Source organism: Mesorhizobium sp. M1428, from assembly GCF_040317515.1.
Classification (GTDB): Bacteria; Pseudomonadota; Alphaproteobacteria; order Rhizobiales; family Rhizobiaceae; genus Mesorhizobium.
The window spans coordinates 1-20,866 of sequence record NZ_JAMYKT010000037.1 but is presented as its reverse complement, the minus strand read 5'-3'; the positions used below and the strand labels follow the sequence as shown (position 1 = coordinate 20,866).

Here is a 20,866-nt window from a genome sequence, read left to right as displayed (position 1 = left end):
CCCACCGGCGGTGTTCACAGCGTTTCCTCCTTGGGGATCATAACGTCGACACGGCGGTTCTTGGCGCGGCCCTCGGACGTCGCATTGTCGGCAATTGGCTCATCTTCGCCCTTGCCCTCGGCGATTACTCGCGAGGGATCGCTAAGCTTCGCGGCGATCATTGTTTCGACAGCGTTCGCGCGGGCGACCGAAAGGTCAAAGTTCGATTTGAACGTGCTTGATTTCCGTGGTTTCACATTATCCGTGTGGCCAACGATCCTGATTGGCCCTGGCTCGTGCTCAAGGGCTGCGGCAATCTGTGCGGCCAGCGGCAGAAACTCGGGCTTCACTTCGGTCTTGCCGGGCTGAAACAACAATTGATTGTTGATCTCCACTACGATGAAGTCGCCTTTTGTGCCGACGGTGATCCCGCCGCGCTCGACTTGCGTGGACAGTGCTGAGCGGATGCGGTCGATCTGGCCGGTCACGGCAGGCGAGGCGGCTGTCACCGGTTTGGCAAGTGGGGGTACCACACTGGCGCGCTCGATCGTCACAGGCGTCGAGGGATTGAGCGCCAGCAATTGTCTGGCGGCAGCATCGCCTTCATCGGTCATGAACGCCCGCAGCGTGAAGAACGCGGCCGTCAGCAGGGCTGACGCCGCTGCAGCAACACCCCAGAGCGGCAGGCGGGTCGAAGACGGCACCATCGTAGCGGCCATGCCTTGCCAGCGGGGGGAGATGTCCTCTCCGGCACGGGCCCTGAAGTAGCGAATCGTCTCGTAGACGTCGCGCCGCACACGTTCGAGACTGGTATCGTCGCGCGCCAGGCCACGATACTGGCCCTCAAATCCCAGGGACAGGCACACATGCATCAGCTCGAGCAGGTCTAAGTGTGGCTCAGGATTGGCCAGCACCTTGTTCAGTGCTTCATAAAAGCCGGCGCCGGTGGGCTCGATGTGAAAGAACCGCGACAGCATACTGTGCTGTGCCCAGGTGTCCTCGCCGGCCCAAGGCAGGTTGCCCACAAGATCATCGGCGGTTTCGCAAAGGGCAAACTTCGCGATCCGCGCATCCTCTTCGGGAACCCCTGACTTCTCCAGCGTCCAGTCGAACCTCTCGATTGCATCGGCGATATGTTCGGCCAATGGCGCCGCCTGTCTTTCGACCGGCACGAGCCTGAGATGCCCGAACAGGACGAGCAACGGCGCTGACGCAGCGAGGATCGGATTTGCCGTCGAATATTTTACCGTGTCTGCGGCGCCAAGCAGCACCTCCTGCTGAATGGTCGGCCTTGACCCGGCCGCCTCGGCTCTGGCCGCTGTACCGGACGATGCTCCCTGATAAAGAATGGTTCCGGATGTCCAGTCCGGCGGCATATGCCGACCTATGTCAGGATCGAAAACTGTCGATTCCTTGACATGCGGGGGCGCGACGGTCTTCGCAATCGGTTCGTTTGCGGCTGGTTTCGTATTCTGCCCGCGTCGTGGATTGGTGCGGATGACGGTCTTGCCGACCGGGCCGAAAGGATCGTCCTTCGAGCTCATCGCCGATATGCCGCTGCCGTGCAGTGTCCGCGCTCACGTGCGAGAGGCGCCAGATCTTTCCTGGCTGGATAGGGCACGCAATGGTCCTTCCGGCAAGGCGGTCCGGAGCTACAAGAAAGTATGGTGCCGCAATGTGACATTTGCCGCAGACCCCCAGGTCAATCAGGCTTACCCGCTTGGCGAACTGTCGCATGTGATCGTAGTCCCAGATGTTCCCGATTGGAACATGATGCGGTGCGCCGACGCTCTTTTCTTCGTCAGCTACAGCGGCGCAGTCTGTTGCGCCGGTCTATTTGTGCTTGGCAGCTTTGGCATAGGCATCGCTAAAATAGGCCAAGAATATATCCAGCATGCCGTTTTCGTGTGCTTCCTCCATGCTCCTCCACGTCCCGACAAAAGCGTCCCATGCTTGGGCCTTCTTCGAGGTAAACGATGTCGGCGGGAGCTTTTTGCCGATCGCTTCCGGAGACAGGTCGTCAAGCAGTCGCGAGAGCGCTGCTTGCATGGCGGCATAGGTGGCAAATTCGTGCGCCTTGAGATCGCGGAACGCGTCCTCGACGCTGCGCCTGGCATCGAGATAGCCGGCCCTGCGCCGCGCGAACATGATTTCGAGTATGTCGTCGGTGCCGGGGACAAATTTGAGGGGATTGTTTTCAGCGGAGCTTATCATCGTTCGATGTGGGCTCTTGGCCAATGTCTTTGCAGCCGCACGTGCCTTCAGCAGCATGGCCAGCTGCTCGACCACCGTGCGAAGCACTGCGCCGATTTCGGCAGCGACTTCATGCGGATCACGCAATTGAAACAATTCCGGCGAGATGCCTGCGCCGATTGCAATTTCCCGCAGCACCTCGTCTGTAGTCGAGGGGACGGCCCTAGGCAGCGATGATGTCGATGGCGGTGCTTGCCCCAGCCATCGCTCTGCCGAACGGAAGAGAGGCTCGCCTCCGGAATCAAGCAGCCGATCGGCCGCGGCCGGCATCTGTCCTTGCGTCGAACCTCGGTCGGCCTCCGGATCAGTTGGCGTTGCATGCTCGTCGTCAATCGATACCAAGATGACGTAGCGACCGACCAGGAGCCTGTCGCCGTGGTCTAGCCGGCGCGGACCGGTGATGCGTTGGCTCGATCCATTGATGAAAGTGCCATTGCGCGAAATGTCGTGCAGCCAAAACGCGCCTGCCTCGTATCGGATCTGGCAATGCCGGCCTGAGATGAACTTGTCAGGATCAGGCAAGATCCAGTCGCAATGTTCGCGCCCGATTTTGAAGCTGCGATTACGCGATCGGTAGCCGGGCGACACGCCAGCGGGCAGGGCATCGACATTGCTGATCTGCAGACTGATTAACATGCGAAATCGCCTGTGTGATCGCTGGCGGCCTTGCCGACACGATACTCCATGTTTTTAGAGTGGCTAATCCCAAATTTCGCATCACGTGGCGCAACGCAGCGAGCGAACCTTGGCAACGCAGGCCGGGCGACTCTTCATGTCCTCTTTGGCCAGCACAACAAGATGTGGTACGTTCCATATGGACTGGCAACCATCGAGGTCGATGCGATTTCGATCTCCTGAACCGGATATTCAAATCCACCGCGCTGGCTGCCGGGCCAAGGAGGGGCACGACCCATGCCGAGTGAACAACGCGCCGCGGTGGTGCAAACGCCGGTTGGCGATGAGCTGTTGACCTTCACACATCTCGTCGGGCGCGATGAGATCAGTCGTTGTCTGGCCTATACGGTCGGGTTCGTGAGCCCCAGCCAGGATATCGATCCGCTGAAGATGCTGGGCGGCGCCGTTTCAATCGAAGGTGAATCCAACCCCCAGCGCTGGTTCAGCGGCATCGTGTCGGACTTTCGCCTTACCCGGATCGAAGACCGGCTGGCCTATTACGAAGCCGTCGTCCGGCCATGGCTCTGGTTTCTCGGCAATACGACCGACTGCCGCATTTTCCAGAACATGAGTGTCATCGAAATCGTTGAAGAGGTATTTTCGAAATACAACACGGCAAGATTCGAGAAGCGCCTGCAAGGGTCCTATCCGCCGCGCGAGTACTGCGTCCAGTACGACGAGACCGATCTCGACTTCGTGCAGCGGCTGCTCGAGCACGAAGGCATCCTGTATTTCTTCGAGCATGGCGAGCGCAAGCATACCCTTGTGCTGGCCGATGCGATGAGCAAGCTGAAGCCGGCGCCGGGCTATGAAAAAGTGCCGTACCACTTTGAGGGGCAGGGCTCCCGGCGCGATGTCGAATATATCACCGAATGGATCCCGGGCAGCTCGGTGCGGCCGGGCTCCTATGTCCATACCGATTATGATTTCAAGAAACCGGGCGCCGACCTGATGGCCAAGTCGGCCCAGCCGTTCAGTCACAAGTTGGCTGCGGGGGAGAATTACCGGCAACCCGGCGCGCATCTGGAAGTGGGCCGCGGCGACAGCCTGGCGGCGATCCGGCGCGAGGAAATCCAGGCGGTGCACCAGCGCATCGCCGCGGTTGGAACAGTGCGCGGCCTGTACTCAGGCTGCACGTTCAAGCTGGACGGCTTTCCGCGCGAGGACCAGAACCAGGAGTATCTGGTGGTCAGCGCCGAATACAGGCTCTTTGACCCTGGCTACAGACCCCATGCCGACGTCGACAGCGAGAACTTCAAGGTGATCCTTGGCGTGGCACCCACGGCCTTGCCCTATCGTCCGCCGCGGGTCACGACACGGCCGATCATGCGCGGTCCCCAGACGGCGACGGTGGTCGGTCCGTCCGGCGAGGAGATATTCACCGACAAGTATGCGCGGGTGAAGGTCCAGTTTCATTGGGACCGGTTGGGCAAGAAGGACCAGAACAGTTCCTGCTTCGTGCGAGTTTCGCAGACCTGGGCCGGGAGCGGCTGGGGTTTCATCCAGATACCGCGCATCGGGCAAGAGGTCATCGTCGACTTTATCGAAGGCAATCCTGACCTGCCGATTATCACCGGCAGGGTCTACAATGCCGCGCAGATGCCGCCTTACGGGCTGCCCGGCAACGCCACGCAATCCGGCTGGAAATCCGATTCGTCAAAAGGAGGCGGTGGCTACAACGAACTGATGTTCGAGGACAAGGCCGGCTCCGAGCTGGTCAACTTCCAGGCGCAGAAGGACCATCACCTCCTGATCAAGCACGACCGCAACAAGCTGGTTCAGCACGATCAGTCCGACCGCATCGACCACGACGCCAAGCACTCCGTCGGCCACAACCTCGACGAGGACGTCGGCAACAACAAGACGGTCAAGGTCGGCGTCGACCAGACAACCAACATCGGGTCGAACGACACCGAGACGGTTGGGGTGAATCGGTCGCTGACAGTCGGATCGAACGAGACGATCCACATCGGCGCGAACTCTACCGAAAACATAGACGCCAACCATTCGCAGACCGTAGCTATTGTCCAGACAATCACGGTTGGGGCGGCGCGCGTCGATACGGTCGGTGCCTCGGAGACACGAAGCGTCGGCGCGGTACAGACGAACACAATCGGCGCGTCGCGGTCGGTCACCGTCGGGGCGGGGCAGAGCCATGCCATTGGTGCTGCCGACAGCTGGCAGATCGCATCGAACCAATCCGTCCAGATAGGTGCCGACCAGAGTTTCAAGGTCGCTGGCGCACATTCTTCGCAGATAGGTAAGGGGCGAGACGCCAACATTGCCGAGGACGATGCGACTGATGTCGGCGGTGCGCGCTCGCTGAAGATTGCCAAGGGCAGCCTTGTTCAGATTGGTGAGGACGGTGCCATCAAGGTGGGCAAGGATTTGTTGATCGAAGCGGGCGATTCTATCGTGATCAAATGCGGATCAGCGGCGATCTCCATGAAAAAGGACGGGACCATCAACATCGAAGGCAAGGACATTTCCGTGAAAGCCTCGGGCAAGATTAACGTGAAGGCTTCAAGTGACATCACGATGAAGGGTTCGGAGATCAAGCAGAACTGAGGGCGGCTGGATGAACAAGACCCGAAAGCGGATCGAAGGTGTGATAATCGGAGTCTTTCTTGGCTTCGACGACGAAGCGCCGCTCGTCGTATTCCCAGGCAATGAAAGCGAGACAGCCGTGAGAGCGCGAAGTCTGGCCGAGATGCGCTCCGACATGATCGGTTCCGAAGTTGCGCTGTTATTTGAAGGTGGCGATGTCGGCCGGCCGCTAATCGTCGGACGCATTGTGGAACTTAGCCGCACGCCTCAGGCGCAAGTCATACGCGATGGCAAAGAAGTACGCATTGTGGGCGACGAGCGCATAGAGCTGCGTTGCGGCAAGGCCACGATCATTCTCGAAAAAGACGGCCATATCACTATCCGGGGTACCTACGTTACGAGCCACGCGAGCGCCGCCAATCGTATCCGTGGTGGCTCAGTGAACTTGAACTGATGGCGCCGCCAATCCTGCGCGATATTGTCCGACAGCATGCCGAAATGGCGGCGTTTCTCTGGATGATCTATGACCATCACCTACTCCATCCCGACGAAAATCCGGAGATGGACGAAGTGCGCCTTGCCCGCCTGATCGAAAGATTGGAGGCCCATCTGGATGGGCTGCGGGTAGCCGGAGACCGCGGCCACAAGATCGCGCAGGAGCGCTATGAAGAATTCCATGAGGCTGGAGAACTCTTCGTGCTGCGGATGCTGGTGGCGCCCAAGCCAATTAGGGTCGTGGATTTAGACCTTGTCAAAGTGAGGCAGTATCTGGCGATGGCGCTGCAACAGAAACAACTTTAATCTAGCGATAGTTGTTCATGTCGACCGCTCGCAGAAAAATGTTGCCGTCATAGCCCATTTCGAAGCCAGACCAGTTGGTGCCGTCGAACAGAAAGAATTCGTGCCAGCCCGCGACAACAAGAAACTCATCGGTCGCCGACATTGTAAAGCCCTGTTCCGTTTCCAGCATGGGCACGAGCTCACGTCCCTGCTGCACCGAAACGCCATAGCTCATGTCCGACCAGTATCGTTTGCCGCGAAATTCACAGATGTCGTAGTAGTCGACCTCATCGGCCTTCAGCAAAATCAATTGGCTGTCGCGCAGCTCGTAGGCCGCCCCGTTCGCCCCACCGATGTATACCTCGCCTGCAGCGCCGGCCAGGACGGTGTTGAAGTTTTCCTCGACACCAAGATCAATACGATCCCAGTGCCGCCCGTTGAGCCTTAGAAGAAGTCCTCGGTCGCCAGCGCAATAGATTGGCCCGCCATCTCGGCCATGGATATCGTTGAGCACAGCCTTCTCAAAGGTGTCCAATTGGTCCCATTGGCCTCGCTCACGCAGATAACTCACGCCGAGCCCTCCAATTGCGAAGACACGGTCGCGGGACGGCGCCCATAAACGCGTCAGCACACCTTCGGGCAATTCCGTGCGTGACGCCGCCCCGGGCGGGAGGTCGTGGATGATCCCGCCGAGTTCGAGCGCAATATGATCCTGACTCCCGAAACTGACGTGCGAGCGTAACGCGTCCTCGATCTGAAGCCTTGCGTTGAAGCGAATAGTTCGCCCCAGCTCGATTTCGAGAAGATAGGACCGGCTGAACTCGTCATCGGGATCGCTCAACTCGAAGCTCGCGCTGAAGCGATTGCCGCCATGATGGAATCCGTCAACGGCCTGGACATCGATTTCTTCGGGGTCGAAATCGGCGATGGTTTCGGGTTCACGCATCACTTCTTCCTTATCGGTTTAGCCAACAACTCAGCGTGCGTCGGCTTCGGTGCTCTGGCGCAGTCAGCAAGGTAGTCGAGGAGAACAAGCTTGAGACATTCGAGCGCGTCCTCCTTCTCCTGTTTTGTGCAGCTCTGCAGCTTTTCATGATGGTCGCCGACCGCTTGCTGCACCTTCTTGATCGCATCGCCTAGGGTCGGGCTGCGCTTTTTCTTCAAGAAATCGCGGACATCTTTAGTCTTCTTGTTGTGCGGCGAGCCGCGTTTCGACCCGGAGCCGGATTTGCGATATCCGGTCTTGGTTTTCTTGTAGGATTCCATGCAGATGCAGGGCGCTGTGTCGACGTCGTAGTTTCCCCAGCCGGAATAGTTGTCGCCGCCGCGACTACGCTGGAACATCTGATTCTCGAAGCAGTGCTCGGACTCGGTCGGGTGCTGGCAATCGGAATCCTTGTGTTGATGGATGTATATCCCAACGCTGTTCAAAATTGTCGCGCAGTCTTGCCCATTGACGCTTATTGCCGCGGTGTGCGGCCACGTAACCGTATTTCCGATGGGCGATGCATGGTTGTTGGTGGCCAGATCCGTCATGCGGATGACCGGCTCGCCATCGAACTTCACATCGTTGGACCAGGAATTGAAGTAGCCCTTTCCGGTATTCTTTGATGTGATAACGCCTTTCTTGGCGGCGCAGCCGGCCTCGGTTCCGGATGTTCTGGATAGGTCCGACTTGTTCTTGATGTTGACGGTCTTGCCGCCGATCTTGACGGTGCCTGTGCCTTGCTCGGTGTCGCTGGCCATTCCGAAGCTGGGGTAGGGGATGGGTACTCCAGGCGGCGTTGCCGGGTTTTCCGGCGGTGTGAAACAGACGTCGGGGAATGCGGCGATCGTCTGCGCGTTCACAGCCTTGCCGGAAATTTCCAAGCCGTTGGCGAACACTGCGCCCATCACAGCGGCCTCCCTGCGACGATTGCTGCGCCGCAGGCGCCAGCATCGTTTGATGCCTCAATCAAAACCGGATTTCCCGCGGCATAATCTTTGCGCGCTGCGGTAAAAGCCATGCCGAGCATGAGAGGCACCACGGCGGCTCCGATGTTGCCGAGGGATTCTCCGGGCGACCAGATGTCCTGGAATTCGTGCCGGCCGCGCAGCATGCGCAGGCTGGCCAGCGCGCTCTGCTTGAACCAGTACTGCTCCCCTACGAGATCGGCGATACGGTATCCGAGGCGGTTCATTTCGATTCCGGTTTCTTCGAACGCCGCTCGATAGGCTGCCGTCATGCCGTCGGCGCGAAATGGCAAATCTTCGGTGTTGTAAATCGACGCGTTCTCGCGTGAGAGCCCAAGCCCGAACAGCCGCATTCCTGTTTGCCCATGTTGGGTGCAAATCACCGCCGCCGCCGCTTCGCCGGGTATGAACCCGTTAGGATTTCGAGGCGTAAGGATGCGGTTGCGTGAAAGATAATGGGTGACCGTCTGACTTGTTAGATAGCTGTCGACGCCGGCAATCATGACAAAGGGCACATCGCCTGACGCCAGAAGCCGTCGAGCATGATCCAACGCGACAATGCCGGAAGGTCTTCCATGCGCGATTATTTTGCAGCTTGGATGCAGCTCGATTTCGACGATCTCGGCAATGCTCCTGAGCAAACCGGAATCATCGCGGACATACCTACCAGGCCTGTCCTCCTCGGGAAGGCATAGGATCAGTGCTGTCTGGCCGCGCGCCTCGGCTACGCTGTCGAATGCTTCACAAATTGCGCCGGCCGCCAAATGCGCCATGCGCCTGTCGCCGATCCAATTGCGCGGCAGCGGGATCGGCGCACCGGTCAGCCATTCGCCGGCGGACCCAAGAAGCCGCGTCTGTTGGAATCCATCGAGTCGTGCCCGCATCGCAGCGCAGGCGGACGGCGCGTCGAGGCCGACAGCCGTCACCATGCCGATCGAGACGATGTCGAGCCTCGTGCTCATGCGGCTTCGCTCTCTCGCACCGGCGTGATGTGGTTTATGCGAATATAACGTTTCCCCTTGCTCCTCGCTCTCAGCATAGCCGGCGTCGGCGGGCCGACCCAGCACTCTGAGAAATCGATGATGGTCCGCTGAATGCGTTGCGATATACGCCAGACCAGCGAGAAGCGACGTTCTTCGGGCTCGAGGAGAACGGTGTCAGGATAAATGTCGGCCTCGTAAGCCTTTTGCCGGCCCTTGAACAAAGCGATGGGCAGTGCCGTCGAGGGTAGCCGAAAACTCACGCGTCCTTCAGGCGTCAGGTTGACCAACTGGACCTCTTCACCGCCACGCGGAGAATCGATCTGCTGGTCGGGCGGCGCCATTTGAAAATAGCGCTCGTCGAAGTCTGGCGGGAGGAAGGGAAAAATGTTGTCGATCCAGTTCTGATCGTAGGTGCCGCCATATTCGATCCGTCCAGGCCAGCCGCGTCCCATCGGACCAAAACTCATCGGCTTGTAGTCGCCGAACGGCGAGCGGATTTCTTCGCCGACAGCTTGCGTATTGGGCAGCCGTAGGCCGGGAATGAGACGCTGATTCTTCGTGCGCGACCAGCCGGTTCCGACCGGATTGTACTTGTAGCTGGCCGGAAGTTGGTCCTCCGGGTCCAGCCTGTCGACGCCGCCCCAGGCGACGTCATATGATATCGGCAGTTTCAGGAATGGCTGCGGGGCGGTGGAGGTGAACACCGGTCCGATGGCGCGCCACTCGCGGTGGCCGACGGCTTCGAACAATTTCGACCAATGGCCCACCTTGATGCCGACCGGTACACGTTCGGCCGGACGTCCTCCCGGTGCGTACGCAAAGCCATTGGCGATCACATCACAACGCGGCTTGCGAAAAGCGAAGTCGGTCTCCCAGAGCGTGGCGGAGTAGCCGGGCTCTCCCGTCTGGATGTCGGCAAAGACGAGTGGCACTTGCTCCGCAGATTTTTGGGCCGGCCCGCCTGGCGTCGCGGGAAAGTCGAACGTGCCCTTCACCACCACGACGATCCATTCATGGCCGGCCTTGTCCATGCCCATGGTGAATTGGTGCGGATAGCCCATCTGGTTCCAGATCTGCATCAGCTGGTCTCCCAGCTCGCCGCGAAGATTTGCTCCAGCGTCGTTTGAGGCGACAGCGGGTCGATGTCGAAAATGTCCGAACGCGCTGTCCACATCACCATATCGCTGATGAGCTCTTCGCCCGGTTCAACCTGCGGTACTGGCAACGCAGCCAGCGCGCCATCCAATTCATCCGGCGTCAGCTCGCCGCCCTGGGCGGCTATGGCCACCCTTTCGATCTCGGCAAACCATGCATCGGCATAGGCAAGCTCGACGGGAGCCTCGGAAAGCTGCACGACGACGCTCAACGGAAACTGCCTGCCAACCCTGTCGGCGCTCTGCACGATGATGCCTGCCGATGCGCCGAGAAAACCCGGACCGGACAGGAACTGCAGCGCGGTGCTCCGCGGCCAGGATTCCGAGCCAATGAGCGGGACGACATGCTGCGCCAACCAGCGGTCCCAGGCGCGAACAAAATCTCCTGGCAGCCGCCGCGTCACAAAATCGCCGGTAGCAGGCATCTTGCCGTAAAAGCCGGGCAGGATCATATCTGCGGCGGACATGAAAACTTCTTGAACATCTGCAGGTTGTAGGGGTTTTCGACGCTGGCGGCCTTGAGTTGGAAATCGGCGTACATGCCTTTGGTGCCCAGGCGCAGGCTGTAGACGTCCGACAGCGAGGTGCCGGTGAAGCGACCGCTGCGCAACATCCTCAGCCACGCCCAGCTGCCGGTCTCGTTGAGCAAGATCTCGGGCGAGCCATCGATCGGCTGGAAGGCAAGCGAGATGACGCCCGTGCCGTCCTTGCCGGGCCACGTCATCGGCTGCGGCCTCGTTGCGTTGTTATAGTAGACGAGGTTCTGGCCATCGAGGTTGAGTGTCACGCGCGCGACATTAGGCGACAAATCCTTCGGCTCGAGTGTGAAGCTCATCAGCGGGCCTGTACCGGCCGGAAAGAGATCATCGCGGATCCGCCTTGCCTGTTCGAACGCGGCCAGTGCCGACGGGTCGAGGCCGAAATCGGCACGCCATTTCCATGGCTGCGCCGACGTGTCGACATAGCTGATCAGATGGTCGTTGATGAAGGTGTCGATCAGCCCTGCCGGTCCGAACAGACGGGCGAAGTCGCGGACATTGACGTCTACGGCGCTGTCAGGGCTGAAAGGATAGCGGTTGTTGAGTGCTGCCTGGCAGAACGGCAGGATGTCGGCGCGCCAGATGGCGTTGAGCTCCGAGGTGACCGCCTTCTGTGTCAGGCCGCTAGTATCGCCGGCAATACCGCCCAACCAATCATCGATCGGGTCGGGCAGGATCTGCGCCTGCCTGGCAACCGCTCCAGTCAGTTCGGCGAGGCCGCCCTGCTTCTTGATGGCGTCCTGAGGATCGGGATTGGCCGTCACCGTCTGCAGCACGTTGGACAGTGCGGTAAGCGCGACAATGGCGGCGTCGAGCGCCGGCGGCTGGCCGTCGACCTCGGCAATGGCACCCTTGAGCGGCTTGAAATGCTCGGCCACCAGACTGCCGGTAAGATCCACCTCGTCGGCGGAGCCGGCACGCGGCAAAAGCTTTGCTCCGGTTTTTACGATCTTGCCGAGCTTGCCCAGCTTGCCAAGCAGTTTCGAGCCACCTGCCGCCGCTGCCTTGTCGTTTGTCGGCGCTTCATCGGATCGCGTAAGCTCGGTCTCCTGGACCACCGCGGTGACCAGGCGCTTCAGCGCGGAGTCGGCACTTGAAAGGTCCTTGAGGTTCTCACTGGCGACGTTGAGATCGGTCAATGGCGCCAGCCTCATGTCGCGCAGGAAGCTGTCCCATTGCGCGATGTAGTCGTCGTAATAAAGCTTCAGAATATCTTCTGACAGCGCTGACACCGAGGTTTCGGAATTTTCCGAGCAACCGCCGGCGAACACTGCCCGGTCGAGTGCTGCCTGGGCGGCGACATCCTCGACCCGGTCGAGAATGGCGTCATGGAAGCCGGCATAGGTAAACGCTCCCGAAATGCCGACCCTAAGCGTCTTGTCGGAACGCCGCGCAAAGACCTTGGCGCCGTTGGGGCCGGCGAAGTTGGCAGGAATCCATTCCTTGAGCGCAGTCACCGCCGGGTCGGCCAGCAATTGTTTATAGGCACGCGCCGGCAAGGAAATCGTGCAGACGGTTTTCAGTGCCTCGGCAACCAGCGCCTGGTCCGGAGCGATATAACTGGCGTCAACCGCCATGCGACGGATCGCGGCAAGCTGGTGCTGTTCGGCGTCAGCTGTCGGAAAGGGGGCAGCCGCGGCGAATTCGGGCAGACTGTTGACCCACCAGCTCTGGGCGAAATCCGGATCCATCTGAGAAAGGCCGGTCATCATGCGATAGGTCTTCAGCGCGCCAAGCATGAAGTCCGGGTCGCGGATCTGCCGCCACATCGTCGCCTCGAGCAGCGCCACCATGTGCGGCTCGAGAACGTTGCGCAAAGCATGATCGTAAGTGTCGGTCTGTGCCCGCACCAGTTCCGCCGAGGCTGATGGCCCCAGCAAATCCTGTGCCGCGCCAGGCGGCGGGGTGCGGGCATTTGCGACTTCATCCATCGCACTGAGAGCGCCATCGATCGCAGGCTGTTCTACGGATGCCGGGTTTGCCGCGGCCGAGGTCAGTGGCGTTTGCAGCGCCTCGAACTGGCTTGCCTGGGCCGTGATCGCGTTGCGGTTGTCGTAATAGGACCAGGTGAACAGGCCGCTGACCAGCAGGGCGGCTGCGGCACAGGCGGCGGCCGCGCCACGCCAGATCCAGGCACGGCGGCGTTGCGCCAGCGGATCGAAGGTGCCTAGGCCGGCTTCCTTGAAGATGACTTCTGTAAGCAGGTTCCTCAGGAAGAAGCTGCGTTTATCGACACGCGGCGCGGCCAACGCCCGGCGCGGCGGAAGGCCGAAGGAGGCAGACAGCGCCGCGGTCAGCCGATCGATGGGCGCCCCTTCCTGGGTCGCCGACGTCAGATAAAGGCCACGCAGCCAGGCGGCCTCCTCATACCTGCTTTCCCCGAACATCGCCTCGATCAGTACCTGGATCGGCTCGGACAGGCTGGCGAGTTGGGCGGGAAACCTGAAGATTTCGGCGCGGGCAGCAAGCTTGTCTTCGTCCTCCAGCCGGGGCACCAGCCGCCGCTCGAGCTCGGTTGCTAACGTCGCGATTTCCCGCTCGATGGTCTTTGCATCGACATGCGCGTCGAGTGCGAACGTAGTGCCCCAAACCTGCTCGCGCGCAGCCGTCGACAAGCCGCCGAAGAAAGCCTCGAACCCCTTGATCAGGTCGGCTTTGGTCAGCATCAGATAGACCGGAAGGCGGATTTCAAGGCGATCGTTGAGCTCGGCCAGCCGACGGCGGATCTTGCGGCCATGCGCCTTGATGGCGTCGTCGCCCTCCGAAAGCACATCGATCGAAAGCGCGACGATCACACCGTTGAGCGCGCGACGGCCCCGGTGCTTCTTCAAAAGGTCGAGGAAGCCCAGCCACTCCACCGCGTCGACGTCGGGTTGGCTCTCCTGTTGGACATAGCGGCCTGCAGTGTCGATCAGAACGGCGCTCTCCGAAAAGAACCAGTCGCAATTGCGCGTGCCTCCGACCCCTTGCAGGTCGTCGGTCAGGTCGATCGGAAAGTTCAACCCCGACTGCCGCAAGGCTGTGGTCTTGCCGGTGGCCGGCGGTCCGACGATCACGTACCAGGGCATCTCGCGCAGGAACTTGCGACCGCCCAGTTTGCGGCGCTTCAACTCGGCCATGACCTCGCCGAACTTGGCTCCGACGGCAGCGACATTCTCTTCGCCGGGGCTGAGTGGTTTCTCTACCGCCGGCGCGGCGATTTCGGCGACGAACATACGGTTGGCACGGATCGCCCGACGCTGGGCAGCGATCAGCCAGATCAGCCAGAAGATGACCAGCAGCGCGATGATGACGATACGCACATTGTCGGAGGCGAAAGGGTCGTAGGGGCCGACCCTGACGATCGGCCCGAATACCCAGATCACAAAGGAAAGCAGCGTGATGCCAATCAGTGTCCACAGCCAGCGTGATGTCAGGACCGCCCAGAGGAAGCGCAGGATGAACATCTCACAGCCTCTTTTCGACCAGCACCTCAACGCGCCGGTTCAGGGCCCGGCCCTCGCGCGTGCCGTCATCGGCCACTGGATCCGTGGCTGCCCGGCCCTCGGAATGGACGCGTTCCTGCGGCACTCCGTTTTGCACCAGCATGTCGGCAATGGTCTGGGCGCGAGCCTCGGAAAGTCGCTGGTTGGTCGACAGCGGATTGGTTCTTTGCAGAGGCACGCCGTCCGTATGTCCGACCACGGTGATGTTGCCGATCAGGTCCCGATTGGCCAGGATCACCTTGGCGATCGAGCCGATCAGCGGCTCGAATCCTTCCGTCAGTGTTGGCCGCGAGGACTGGAACAGTTCGGGGCTGGAGGCCTGGATGACCAGCTTGGCCAGCGAAACGCTCTCCGTGCCGCTCAGAGCCGATCTGAGATTGCCCGGCGCGCCGGCCTCAAATTCGGGCAGCAGCGCGAAATCCACAGTCTCCGGCGGCGGGACATCGACGGTTGGCGATACGCGGCTGATGTCGCCACGGGTCGGCGGCGGCAATGCGCGGACCAGCGCTGAAAGCTCCACCGCCTGGCTGCTTAGTCCCATCGAGAGCCCGACATAGGTCGCGGTGGCGATGACCGCCGCGGCCAAGGCCATCACCCAGATCGGAACAATGAAGCGCTGCGGCTCGTCGGATGCGATGACGCCTTTCCAGTTTGGCGACAGCGGCGCATTCTCGGCGTCGGCATCGCGCAGGAAACGTGCCGCGGCCACACGAACGGCATTGAGCGAGCGATCGCCCGACCGGCCGGGCACGCGATACTTGCCGCGAAAACCGAGTGCCAGGCAGTCATACTGGAGTTCCAGCAATTCGCGGTCTCGGTTCGGATGGCGTTCCAGTTCGTCGAGCCGTGTGAAGAACTGCGTGCCGGCGTCGACATCGCCGCGCAACATGACCACAAGCGGCTGACGCGGCCACGCGCTGGCTCCGCCCCAGGGCGTGTTCAGGGCCAGATCGTCGAGCAAGGCCGCCACCACCCAGGCTGCCTGATCGGCCCGCTCCATCGACGACCCCGCCGCCATTGCCGTGTCGCGTGCCCGAACCAGTTCTTCCAGCAGCCGGGTGCGTAACACCTCCGGATTCTCCGGTGGCAGCGCGCTTTCAAGCTCAGGCGCAAATTCGAGCAGGGGTGCGAAGGCGTTGACAAGGCCGTTCGGGTGGGTGCGCGAGCGTTTAACCGGCCCGCCCGGCAAGGATGCCGCCATCGGTCGCGGCATCGGCGTGCCGGTCAGCCTGATGCGAGTGCGTTCGCGATCCTCCGACAGTCCGAAAGGATCATCCCGGCTCATGGTTTCACCTGTTCACCGAATAGCAGTCCACCTGCGGTTCGCTCGGCAGTACACCCGAAACGCCAATGACGAAGCCTGGGGCACCGAGCAGCGATGCCCAGTGCTCGCTTTTCTGATCGAGCTCAAGGCAGAGCCGATCGCCGTCGTAAGGAATCTCGCGCGGTTGCGAATGAAGCGGTTTCAGCGGGATGCCAGGCAGGCGGGACTTCCACAGGCCCTCAAACTCATCCGCCGAGCCTACGGTCGCCTGGTTGACGAATATCTTGCGTAGCGCGTCCTCCGACAGTTCCGAACCGACCCGGATGACGATCCGGCTGGCCACCAGCAGCTTCGGATTGTCGATGCGGATTTTCCAAACATTGGTCGAATGGCGCATGACGGGCAGCGCGCGCGATTTCGGCTCAACGTAGCGCAGGCTCAGGATCAGTGAGCGCAACGCATCCGCCAGCGCCGAAAACGGTGGGCCGGGCGCCATGTGATCGTAAGCCGGCAGCTCGCCCAGTCGTCGCGCGCTCGAGCCGTAGGTCGCCATCGAACCGGCAAGCCCGACCAGTTCCAGGTAAAGTTCGGCCGGATGGAAAACATCCTGCGCCAGCATATGGGCCAGTCGCGGACGCGCCGCGTTGGCGAGGTTGAGCATCAACAGGTCTTCGACGCTGCGCCCGGGCCCGCCCATGACCATCTTGCCATGCGCCTCGGCGATCTGGTCGAGGCCTGTGACAACTTCCAGAAGCAGTTGCCGGTACCAGGCCACTGCACCAGTAACCAGGGCCGGTGGCAGGAACGTCTCGTCCAGCGAAACGCCGCCATCGGCTCGAATCCCCTTGATGTCGGCTATGGGCAGGGCGGTATAGCCGCCGACCGATTTGCCGGGTGCAAGCAACAGCGATTGCGGCCGGGCGATTTCGATTTCTTCGGGGTCTGAACCGCCCTGGACGGCATCGCGCACCGAAACGATCCGTCCATGATATCGCGCACCGCTGGGTGGCGCATGCGCGGGATCGAAGCCAACCCCGCCGGCCGGCTCGAGCGGCAAGGCGACCAGCACCGGGCCGGCGCCTGTATCCGGGGTGACCGGCAGCGGACGCGGCGCGTCCATCAGATCAGGAATGGAGAAGGGGGTTCCGTCCGGGAAAATGCCTCGTGCAGACAGGATCGAGATCTGGCCGGCATCGAGCAATGCCTTATCCAGGGTCAATCGCTGAAAGCCGAACGTATGCAGCTGGCCGGCCTCCAACGCGCCGCGCACAGTCGCCTCAAAGAAACGATCCTGCTGCTGGAAATGCTGGGTCCGCAGAAAAAGGCCCTCGGACCACAGCACCCTGTTTGCATCGCTCATCCGGCTACTCTCTGCATCGAGCTCCCCTCGCCTTGGCCGTCAGGCGGAAATGCCGCCGCTGCCGAGTGTGACATTGACCGTAAAGTTTGATCCGGGCGAAACCGATTTGGTGGTCCGCCAGTTTCGCCCGCCAGGCTCACGGATAAGTGCAACGAAGCCCAGGGCCGTCGCATCCGGTTCAACTGTAATGGTCTTGGTCGCGGTTTTTCCAGGCCCGACGGCAATCTGGTCGGATCCGATCAGATCGCCTGCCAGTGCCGAGCCGGCATCCCCCTGCAAGGCAAAGTAGTCGGCGGCGTTGAACTTACCGGTGCTGCGCAGCCGCATGACCAGCACTGTCACTGGCCGGTCGCCGCCACCTGGTCCAGGGTTCATGCCGGCCGCTCCTGTCAGCTTCACGGTGATGACCGACGGTTTTGGCGGCCCGGCGCTTTGACAGGCCGTAAGCAGCCCGGTCGCACCCAAGGCAACGATAAATTCGCGTCGATCGATCATGTCTTACTCCTCCTCATATGCATCCCGAAAATCGGCGCCGATTTCGCCGAGAAAGCTCTTTTCTGCGCTCTCGGCGATTTCACGATGGCGTTTCTGGTAGAGCTCCCACAGCTTGGCGCCGCGCCCGCCCGACAACAGCGTGCCGATCGCGGAACTCGATTTCAGCTCTTCTTCGATGGCAGCCGGCTCAAAACGGTCGACCATCCGCCGCAGGGCCGCCTGCACGCCGCGCCAGGCGCGTACGTGATGTTGTGCGAGGTCGCGAACCGCATCCGCGATAGCCGCTTCGCCGGCGAGAAACCCGGGGCTGCGCTCCGCGATAAGCGTCACGATTGCGTCGTCGACCGTCGGCAGAAACTTGAGGGGATTGACTTCGGAGGCTCCGACCATTGTCTGGGCAACGCGGGCATTTCCTTTTTCTTCGGCGCGCTTGCGCAGCAGCTGCATCAATCCTTCCATCATAAGCCGATATTCGCGGCCGAACTTCTCCATCTCGGCGACGGCGTCGCGCCCGGGAAAATCGGCTTCCGCCACACCCATACCGCGCAGGAATGCGGTGCGAAGCGCCATGTCGGCGTGCTGTCTCGCAGGCGGCTGGCGGGCGGGGCTGGCGGCTGCGCCTGCCCGCATCGGGGGAGGGGCATCTGCCGCTCGCACGGGCAGGTCCCAGGAATTGGCCGCTTGCAGTGGCGGGGTGTCGCGCTCGCGCTGACCGGTCGAGCGCGCATCGCTTCCCGGGCTGGCCGCCGCTGGCCCAAAACCGAAGTCGTCGTTGAATTCCGGCAGCTTTGCCGTCGCGGGCTCCGTTGAGCCGTTGGGGAACGCTCCCGACTCGAGGCCAAATGGGTCTGTCTGCTTGGGTGCGCTGGCTGGTTCTGGATAGTTTGCGCTGCCTTTGGACCCCGGTGTTGCGACCGGATCGAGGCTGAACGGGTCGTCGAAAGCAGGCGAGCTGCGCTGTCTGGAATTGGCGCGCTCGAACGCTCCCGGGATCGGCTGCTCGAAGGGGTTCGGCAGCTCGGCTGGACGTGGCCGCTGCGGCTCTTCTTCCACGGCGGCTGAAAAGAAATCATCACGGCCGATGCTGACCGGCGCCCGAGACGCCGGCGGTGAGCGCTCCGGAACTGGGGCTGCGGCTGCTGCTGTGGTTTGGGCACTCGACGTCTGCAGATCGACATGCACGATGTAATCGCCCAGTTTCAGCCGCATGCCATTGCGAAGACGCGTCGACTTGCCTGCGCCGAGCGGGCTGTCGGAGTCGTCTATGAACAATCCGCTGCTCGACGTATCGGTGACGAAGTATCCATCGCGCCCACCAGTGATCCTGCAATGGGCGCGTGAAACGAACATATCGGGATCGTCGATCTGCCAGCCGGCGTCGGCGCTGCGGCCGATCACCAGTTCCCCCTCGTCAAGCCGGGTCTGCCGTACCGCCTGGGTGCGTGGCCCTTGCTCCAGCGTCAGCAGCAGACTCATGCCGCGACCTCCGCCCCTTCCTGCCGCCAGCCGACTAATGTCCGCAGCCGCATGTCGTCAGCATCGCCCCTTTCAGCGGGCCGCGCAAGCCACGCGGTCCGGGCGAGTTGCACGGTTCCAATACGCGGCGGCGGAACGGCATCGCGCGCCAGCACGATGCGTAGATCGACGTCGAGCGATTCGCCGACCATGTCGCTAACGGCTTGCTTGAACAATTTGAGGCGTTGACCGCCCGGCAGGAACGCCTTGAACTCCTCATAGCCCAGCGGGCCGACGCGGAGCTCGATCCTGCTTTGACGGTTGAAGACGCGCGGACCGATCGTCGCTCCCCGACCGAGCCCTGCGTAGGCTTTGCCGAGCCGGGTCTGGAGCGCGGCTGGTATGGTCATCCAGGCAGCGATGAACTCCCTGATCTGGACCGGCACCTTGAACGCCTCAGCCAGGAACAGCGTCAGCCGCTCGGGGCCGTCGACCTGATTGGCAAGCGAGGCGGCCTGGCGCACCTTCACGGGGTCCAGTTCGGGATTGTGGGTGCCGGGAAGCCCTATTCCCGCCATGGCTTCAAGCATGGCGCGAACGCGCCCACCTACCCGGCGCTCGACCTGAACCGCCGGATGGGCGTCCGCCCACGCCCTGTAATACAGCGCAATCATGCGGCTCTGAAGAATGTTGACGAAGTCCATGAACGTCGTGTCGCTGGTCTGCTGCGCATCGGCGCCGGTGAACCAGCGTTGCGACAGGCGATCGAGTACCCAGCGCGTCAAATGCAGGGGCATCGGACCTTCAGGTCCCATCAGACCGATGTTTGCGACCGTAACCCGAGCGGGCGCTTTGTCAGTCGCTTCGCGGAATTCTGCCAGGTCCTTGGCGGAAAAGCTGAGACGGACATGCTGCCCGAGCCGCGAGGGCTCGCGCTCCGGCGGGCCGGAATAGCCGAACAGCCCGCCTCTTCGTTCGAGTCGCCGCAACAACTCGAAGAAGTCGAATGCATCCGACAGCATTTCTGACCGGCCAGGCTTGTCTAGATCAGGTAGCGATTGCCGGGCGTCATCGGCCATGGCACATCCTCCTGCTTTTGCAGCAGCCATGTGCGGGTTCGCACAAAGCCGTTTATTCCGGCATGACGGGCAAACAGCCGTGCCAGCAAGGCCGAAAGCAGCAAGGTGCTCTGCCCCGCCAGAACCGATTGATCGACATGCAATGTCACCTCCGTGCCTCGTCCGAAGCACATCGGCCCATCGATCTGCAGCCGTTCGATGACCGACCGGGAGTCGATACGCACGATCGAGTGCACATTGCGGGCGAGGCTCGGGTCTCCCCTGTCGGCGTAAAGCTCAAGCAGCGCATGCAGCGGATCGACGCCGCGACCTTCCTTTGCAAGGCTTAGAAAGTTGAGGGCGAGCTGCGCTACAAGCCGCCAGGCGAGATTGTCAGCTCGCGATTCACCCGCCGCGCCCGCCGGCAGCGCTGCGGGGATGGCTGGGCGAGGCGGGCGCAATGCGCCGAGAAGCCGGATCGTTTCGACCGGATCGCCGGCTTCCAGAGTCAAGGTAGGGTTGTCGTCAAGAATCGGCAGATCGCGGTTGGTGCAGAGCGCCACGATGTCGAGGCGCTTCAGCGGCCGGTTCGCTGGACTTTCCGCCGGACGTGAAATCGCCAGGAAAACGTCGTCGCCGGTGTATGAAGTGCGGGTGAGGCCGTCGCGCCGTTCTTCCTCCGTCGGGCGGCGTGGGCGCCGTTCGGTGGAATAAACCCAACCGCTGCCGCGGTTCTGTCCCAGGCTGAAGAGCTCCGGGATTGCGGCGTCGCTCCCCTCGCTGTGGGCGGGCGCGGCGCCGCCAACCCGAAAGATTTAGCAGTCCCCCGCTCGCGTGCGGTCGGGAGGCAGGCCCTGCCCCGGGGTGGGCCGAGCGCGCGCGCGTA

At 61.7% G+C, this 20,866-nt stretch carries 16 protein-coding genes and 1 pseudogene; 3 read left to right on the top strand and 14 right to left on the bottom strand.

The genetic code is table 11. The features are described 5' to 3' along the window. Positions 1 to 14: 14 nt before the first annotated feature. Positions 15 to 1,355: a type VI secretion system protein TssL, long form gene (gene tssL, locus NKG60_RS29720; protein ID WP_352867054.1), complete on the bottom strand. Its 1,341-nt coding sequence runs from the start codon at positions 1,353 to 1,355 to the stop codon at positions 15 to 17. Positions 1,356 to 1,812: 457 nt separating this feature from the next. Beyond that, positions 1,813 to 2,868, bottom strand: a complete 1,056-nt coding sequence (gene tagH / locus NKG60_RS29715) for a type VI secretion system-associated FHA domain protein TagH (protein ID WP_352867027.1) — start codon at positions 2,866 to 2,868, stop codon at positions 1,813 to 1,815. Positions 2,869 to 3,144: 276 nt separating this feature from the next. Between tagH (NKG60_RS29715) and NKG60_RS29710 the strand changes: the two genes are divergently transcribed. From NKG60_RS29710 to NKG60_RS29700, 3 genes are read left to right on the top strand one after another with little or no spacing between them, the layout of a single operon-like run. After that, the gene (locus NKG60_RS29710) at positions 3,145 to 5,475 is read left to right on the top strand and encodes a type VI secretion system Vgr family protein (protein ID WP_352867025.1); all 2,331 of its coding nucleotides are present in this window, start codon (positions 3,145 to 3,147) and stop codon (positions 5,473 to 5,475) included. Between the two features lie 10 nt (positions 5,476 to 5,485). Further along, positions 5,486 to 5,908, top strand: a complete 423-nt coding sequence (locus NKG60_RS29705; RefSeq protein WP_352867023.1) for a DUF6484 domain-containing protein — start codon at positions 5,486 to 5,488, stop codon at positions 5,906 to 5,908. Then, entirely contained in the window at positions 5,908 to 6,255 is a 348-nt protein-coding gene (locus NKG60_RS29700) for a hypothetical protein (protein WP_502911902.1), read from the top strand. The genes NKG60_RS29705 and NKG60_RS29700 overlap by 1 nt, the downstream gene beginning before the upstream one ends. 1 nt (position 6,256) lies before the next feature. On the opposite strand, the gene NKG60_RS29695 is transcribed toward NKG60_RS29700, so the two are convergent. The 12 genes and pseudogenes from NKG60_RS29695 to NKG60_RS29640 all read right to left on the bottom strand — a co-directional run. Beyond that, positions 6,257 to 7,180, bottom strand: coding sequence for a beta propeller repeat protein (locus NKG60_RS29695; protein ID WP_352867022.1), 924 nt, complete (start codon positions 7,178 to 7,180; stop codon positions 6,257 to 6,259). Then, positions 7,180 to 8,127 carry a DUF4150 domain-containing protein gene (locus NKG60_RS29690; protein WP_352867021.1) on the bottom strand — a complete coding sequence of 316 codons (948 nt, stop codon included), beginning with the start codon at positions 8,125 to 8,127 and terminating at the stop codon, positions 7,180 to 7,182. The genes NKG60_RS29695 and NKG60_RS29690 overlap by 1 nt, the downstream gene beginning before the upstream one ends. Further along, the gene (locus tag NKG60_RS29685; protein ID WP_352867019.1) at positions 8,127 to 9,149 is read right to left on the bottom strand and encodes a 3-oxoacyl-ACP synthase; all 1,023 of its coding nucleotides are present in this window, start codon (positions 9,147 to 9,149) and stop codon (positions 8,127 to 8,129) included. Before NKG60_RS29685 ends, NKG60_RS29690 begins: the two co-directional genes overlap by 1 nt. Further along, the gene (locus NKG60_RS29680) at positions 9,146 to 10,249 is read right to left on the bottom strand and encodes a DUF2169 family type VI secretion system accessory protein (protein WP_352867017.1); all 1,104 of its coding nucleotides are present in this window, start codon (positions 10,247 to 10,249) and stop codon (positions 9,146 to 9,148) included. The genes NKG60_RS29685 and NKG60_RS29680 overlap by 4 nt, the downstream gene beginning before the upstream one ends. Further along, positions 10,249 to 10,791 carry a type VI secretion system-associated protein TagF gene (tagF, locus tag NKG60_RS29675; RefSeq protein ID WP_352867016.1) on the bottom strand — a complete coding sequence of 181 codons (543 nt, stop codon included), beginning with the start codon at positions 10,789 to 10,791 and terminating at the stop codon, positions 10,249 to 10,251. The genes NKG60_RS29680 and tagF overlap by 1 nt, the downstream gene beginning before the upstream one ends. After that, the gene (gene tssM, locus NKG60_RS29670) at positions 10,773 to 14,309 is read right to left on the bottom strand and encodes a type VI secretion system membrane subunit TssM (protein WP_352976349.1); all 3,537 of its coding nucleotides are present in this window, start codon (positions 14,307 to 14,309) and stop codon (positions 10,773 to 10,775) included. Before tssM ends, tagF begins: the two co-directional genes overlap by 19 nt. Position 14,310: 1 nt before the next feature. Beyond that, on the bottom strand, positions 14,311 to 15,633 hold the full coding sequence (gene icmH, locus NKG60_RS29665; RefSeq protein ID WP_352867010.1) for a type IVB secretion system protein IcmH/DotU: 1,323 nt from the start codon (positions 15,631 to 15,633) through the stop codon (positions 14,311 to 14,313). Positions 15,634 to 15,637: 4 nt separating this feature from the next. Beyond that, on the bottom strand, positions 15,638 to 16,972 hold the full coding sequence (tssK, locus tag NKG60_RS29660) for a type VI secretion system baseplate subunit TssK (protein ID WP_352867007.1): 1,335 nt from the start codon (positions 16,970 to 16,972) through the stop codon (positions 15,638 to 15,640). Positions 16,973 to 17,011: 39 nt separating this feature from the next. Continuing rightward, positions 17,012 to 17,467 (bottom strand): type VI secretion system lipoprotein TssJ, encoded by a 456-nt coding sequence (gene tssJ, locus NKG60_RS29655; RefSeq protein WP_352867004.1) that lies wholly within the window; start codon positions 17,465 to 17,467, stop codon positions 17,012 to 17,014. 3 nt (positions 17,468 to 17,470) lie between these two features. Beyond that, positions 17,471 to 18,943 carry a type VI secretion system-associated FHA domain protein TagH gene (tagH, locus tag NKG60_RS29650; RefSeq protein WP_352867001.1) on the bottom strand — a complete coding sequence of 491 codons (1,473 nt, stop codon included), beginning with the start codon at positions 18,941 to 18,943 and terminating at the stop codon, positions 17,471 to 17,473. Further along, positions 18,940 to 20,001 carry a type VI secretion system baseplate subunit TssG gene (gene tssG / locus NKG60_RS29645; RefSeq protein WP_352976345.1) on the bottom strand — a complete coding sequence of 354 codons (1,062 nt, stop codon included), beginning with the start codon at positions 19,999 to 20,001 and terminating at the stop codon, positions 18,940 to 18,942. The genes tagH (NKG60_RS29650) and tssG overlap by 4 nt, the downstream gene beginning before the upstream one ends. Further along, a pseudogene (locus NKG60_RS29640) lies at positions 19,965 to 20,866 on the bottom strand (type VI secretion system baseplate subunit TssF); the annotation flags it as partial. The gene tssG and the pseudogene NKG60_RS29640, both read right to left, overlap by 37 nt.